This is a genomic window from Thermosulfuriphilus sp. (assembly GCF_054026695.1).
In genome coordinates this window covers 1-4,268 of record NZ_JBPMLP010000022.1, presented here as the reverse complement: position 1 = coordinate 4,268, position 4,268 = coordinate 1, and the positions used below count along the sequence as shown (strand labels likewise).

Annotated in this window: 5 protein-coding genes; all 5 read left to right on the top strand. The window is 51.4% G+C overall.

All coding sequences use genetic code 11. The annotated features are described in order from the left end of the window. On the top strand, positions 1-879 hold an 879-nt coding region (locus ACXJJX_RS03440; RefSeq protein WP_456432067.1), incomplete at its 5' end, for a hypothetical protein. Between the two features lie 54 nt (positions 880-933). Then, on the top strand, positions 934-1,482 hold the full coding sequence (locus ACXJJX_RS03435; protein WP_456432066.1) for a hypothetical protein: 549 nt from the start codon (positions 934-936) through the stop codon (positions 1,480-1,482). Positions 1,483-1,512: 30 nt separating this feature from the next. Continuing rightward, positions 1,513-2,433, top strand: a complete 921-nt coding sequence (locus ACXJJX_RS03430) for an SGNH/GDSL hydrolase family protein (protein ID WP_456432065.1) — start codon at positions 1,513-1,515, stop codon at positions 2,431-2,433. 68 nt (positions 2,434-2,501) lie between these two features. Beyond that, positions 2,502-3,710 carry a putative glycoside hydrolase gene (locus tag ACXJJX_RS03425; RefSeq protein ID WP_456432063.1) on the top strand — a complete coding sequence of 403 codons (1,209 nt, stop codon included), beginning with the start codon at positions 2,502-2,504 and terminating at the stop codon, positions 3,708-3,710. Beyond that, positions 3,707-4,268, top strand: a 562-nt coding sequence (locus ACXJJX_RS03420; RefSeq protein WP_456432061.1) for an acyltransferase family protein, incomplete at its 3' end; no start/stop codon positions are given. The genes ACXJJX_RS03425 and ACXJJX_RS03420, both read left to right, overlap by 4 nt.

The following is a 4,268-nucleotide window of genomic DNA, read 5'->3' as shown; positions in this document are numbered from 1 at the left end:
CCGATCATTGGTCTTTTTCTCTTCTTTGTCCTGCCGGATAAAAAAAAGGCCCTGCTGGGGGCTTTCTTGTTTGTCTTGGGGGTGGTGTTTACCCTTTCTCCCTGGGTGTTTCGTAACTATCAGGTCTTTGGCCACTTTGTCGCTGTAGATACAATGGGGGGGCTTAATCTCTACATGGGCAACTATGAGTACACCCCCCTTCACCGAGCCTGGGCGGCCGTAGCTAACCCTCCAGAGATTGCCTGGTACCGGGGATACGAAGACGAGCTCCGGGGCCTCAATGAGGCTGAGAAGCAGCGTTGGGCCATAGCTAAGGCCTTGAGCTTTATGAGGGAGCACCCCGGTCTTACCGGGATAAGGGTCTTCATCAAGGCGGCCAACTTTTGGCAGCTTGAGCGGAGCATTATTGCCGGAGTCAAAAAGGGCCTCTTCCCTGGGCTCAGCAACAGGTTCCTGGGAATATTCGTTGCCTTGAGTATCCTTACGGCTTATGTCCTGGTGGTCATCCTGGGGATTGCTGGTCTGATGTGGTCTCTTCTGGAGGCTAGATCAAGTGTGGGCCTCCGGAGCAAGAGCCCCGGGGCTCAGGAAAGGGCTTTTCACTGGCTAGCCCTTTTGATCATCGCCTACTTTACAGCCATACATGCCTTGGTCTTTGGGCACTCTCGGTACCATCTGCCTCTGATGGCCCTTTTATCTTTATATGCGGCCTATTTAGGGGTTAATTGGGGATATCTTTGGCGCAATTGTCGCCTCCGCCTGGGGGCGATTCTTATCCCGGTGGTTTTCGGGTTTTCTTTGATCTGGATTTACGACATCTTTGTTGGCAGCAAGGATAAGGTGGAGGCCTTTTTGAAGATTATTTTCAAGGGGCCTTAAGGTCGGACTTCCAAAGGCTAAACTTCAATTTTGAACAGGGGTAAGGGTAAGCCAATGAAGAATATCATATGGCCCTTTCTGGTATTTTCCCTATGGTTGGGGCTTATTTCCTGCAGTGCTAGCAACTCGACTGAGCCTGAAAGACGGGCTGGGGTGACTATCTACTATCGGACCAACTTTGATCAGGATCAAGGGGGGTTCTATGGCTCAAAGCAGGTTAGGCAGACCCTGGTTGAAGAGGCCATCTCTGGCAAGGCCCTTAAGACCATCTGCCGCCAGAAATGGTCTGGTCCGGCCCTTAAGATTAAAATCGAAGGATCCCAGGGGCTGAAGATTGCCTTTATGGCCAAAGGACTGGGGTTTAAGTTGGCCAGATTGAACCTCTTTGACAAGCTAGCCAATGATAATACAACCCCTTACGCCTATCGCTTCCTGCCTGAGGCTAGCTGGACGCCGGTGCTTTACTATGTGGATCGTTTCCACTACAACTCTAGGGCCCGCGGCTACGTCCGCCCTCAGACATTTTTTACCAACCTACGCTTCTGGAGCCCGGATCCCAAGGGGAGGGAGGTGGCCATCATCCTGGATAATTTTATCATCTAACGGGGAGAAGATAGTGTCCCCCCGGAGAAGGTGAAAGGGCTTCGGGCCCAGGCCGGCCCGGAGGGCATAAGGCTTAGTTGGGAGCCCCCTGAAGATAACGTCTTCCCCATGGTCTATGTGGTCTCCAGGGCCGAAGAAGGACAGGACTTTATCAAGATAGCTGAAACTTATCGGCCTTTTTTTCTGGATCGAACCGCTGGCAAAAAGGTCTATCATTATCGCGTCTTGGCGGTTGATTTCCAGAACAACCTTGGTCCTTGGTCTTCTAGCCTCCAGGTAGAAGGCAAGGCCGAGCCCCGTCTGAGGCCGCTCACCCGGGAGGAGAAAGACCGGCTTCTTTATGCAGACCACCTCCGAGAGGTACATCAAAGGGGAAAAGGCCGGGTTAACAAGGCCCTGGTGTGTCTTTTCGGGGATTCGCTGGCCGGCCCCACCCTTTATCCTCGGTTGGTAGAGGGGGCCCTGGGGATTTATAAGGTCAAGGCCTATGGGTTTGCCGGGCAGACTACAGGCTTTGGGCGCCGGAAGGTAGCCGAGATATTGGCTAAGGAAAGGCCAGAGTTTCTCTTCGTCATGTTCGGTACCAACAACGTCAGGGGCAGACTCCGGACCGTTGATGTCTATGAACGCTGGATGGACGACCTTGAGGCTATTGTCAAAGAGGCCGAATCTCAAGGAGTGGTGGTGGCCCTGGCCACTATTCCTCCCCGGGGCTTTAAAGACCCTCTTTCTCTGCCTGAGGCCATGTTCAATGAGGCCCTTGTCAAAAGGGCTCGGAGGCTCAAGGTCCCTGTGGCCTATGTATTTGAGATGATTCAGGCCTCCGGCCCTCGACAGGAGTTTATCTGGAAAGACGGCGTCCATTGGACTCCCCGGGGGATGGAGGTTGCCGCCTTGGCCTGGGCTAAGACTATGGACCAGATTGAGTTCGTCTTAAGGGATCGGCCATGAGCTTGAAACCAGGACTATTAGTACTTTTTTGTTGGGGGCTGTTCTTGTTAGGGGGCGTCTCCCAAGGCTTGGCGGCCAGCCTATATAGCCAATTCGGCTTTCCGGAGACCTCTGATGGACGCATAGCCATCCTTGTAGATCAGCTCCCCACCCATATGACCAAAGAGCAGATCTCCTTTGCCGCCAAACACTATGTTGGTAGCCAGAAGCTCACCCTCCCCATCAGTCAAAGGCTTCGCCGCCACAACCCCCATTTCGTCGTCCTCCATTATCATCTGGGCATCTGGCAGCAACAACCAGCCCATCGATTTATTATCGATGGGCAGAGGTGGGGTAATGATTGGGATTATGTCACCAGACATGAAGACTGGTTCTGGCACAATGAAAAGGGAGAGCGCGTTCGATCAAGGATCGATGGTAAGTACCTGATGAATATCGCCCACCCAGGATTTCAGGACTACTGGAAGAAATCCATTTTCCGCCAGATGCTTAAAGGGCGCTATCAGGGAGTCTTTCTCGATTCTTCTTCGGTGGCCCTTCTTGAGTGGGAGGCCTCCCATGCTGATCCTCGGCTTGCAGGTGCGGCGGCTGTAAAGCGCCGCTTTAGAGAGCTCGGGGGGCTTACCTGGAGTGAGGCCTATGAGATGTTTATGGCTAGGTTGACCGCATTTCTGGAAGCCCTGGGCTATGTGACCCTGCCCAACATTGGAGGCCTTTTTACCACCTGGGACACCACTGATTACTACACCACGGCCTCCGGGGCCTTTATGGAAGGGGCTTTTGTTACCAAAAGCCAACGAGATTGGGAGATGTCCGCCAGGCGCCTCTTGAGACTCATTAAAAATGATAAAATCGTCATCTTTCAGTCCTATTTACGAAAGGGAGATGCAGACCTCAAGACCCGTCTATATTATCTGGCCTGCTATCTCCTTTTTAAAGGACGCTATACCTACTTAAATTATTTTTCGCAGACACCCCTTAGCTGGTATCCAGAATGGTCTTTGGACCTAGGCTCTCCCACAGAAGGTCCCCTATCCCTTGAGGAGATGAGGGTCAAGAGAGGCCTTTTCCGACGGAGGTACGCCAAAGGAGAGGTCTGGGTAAATATCGGGCCTTATAGCCGTCGGATTTCCTTCGATACAGAGGTCCGCAAGGTTGTCCCCCTCGGGGGCGGTCCAGTTCCCAAATCCGGCCAAAGGCCGGGTAAGCTTCTCTTTGAATCTATATCTCAAGTAACCATTGCTCCCTGGAGTGGTTTGATCGTCTTTTATCAATGAAAACTCCAGATCTTTCCCGCCAAGACAGCGAGTTTTTGCGCTATCTCCGGGGGCTGGCCATCTTTATCGTCGTCTTTGGCCATGTTGGAGGCTTTTGGTTTTATCGACCCTACTCGGGATTTCTTCTCGTCTCGGTCCCTATTTTCTTTATGATCTCGGGGGCTGTTTCCTACCCAAGCTACAGGAGGTCAGGTCCCCTTTCTTTTTATTTAGCCAAAAGAACGATCTCCCTACTGATTCCCTATTATCTCTTGTGCCTCCTTTGTCTCGGTTTTTATCTCCTTCAGGAAGGACGTCTTCCTTCTTTTTCAGCCGAAAGATTAATACGCTGGTTGCTGATTCGTCCCTCCAAGGAGATGATGCCCTTTCCCATCGGCCAGATATGGTTCTTGTATGTCCTCTTGATTATCTCCTTTCTCTCCCCTTTGTACTTTTTCCTTTGGAAGCGTTTCCCTAGAGTACTGGGATTAATTTGTCTTTTATTTTTAATGCTTTCGCTTTTGCAGCATTTTTCAGATATTTCTCAGAATTTTCATCTCTTATTTTTTGATTTTTTTA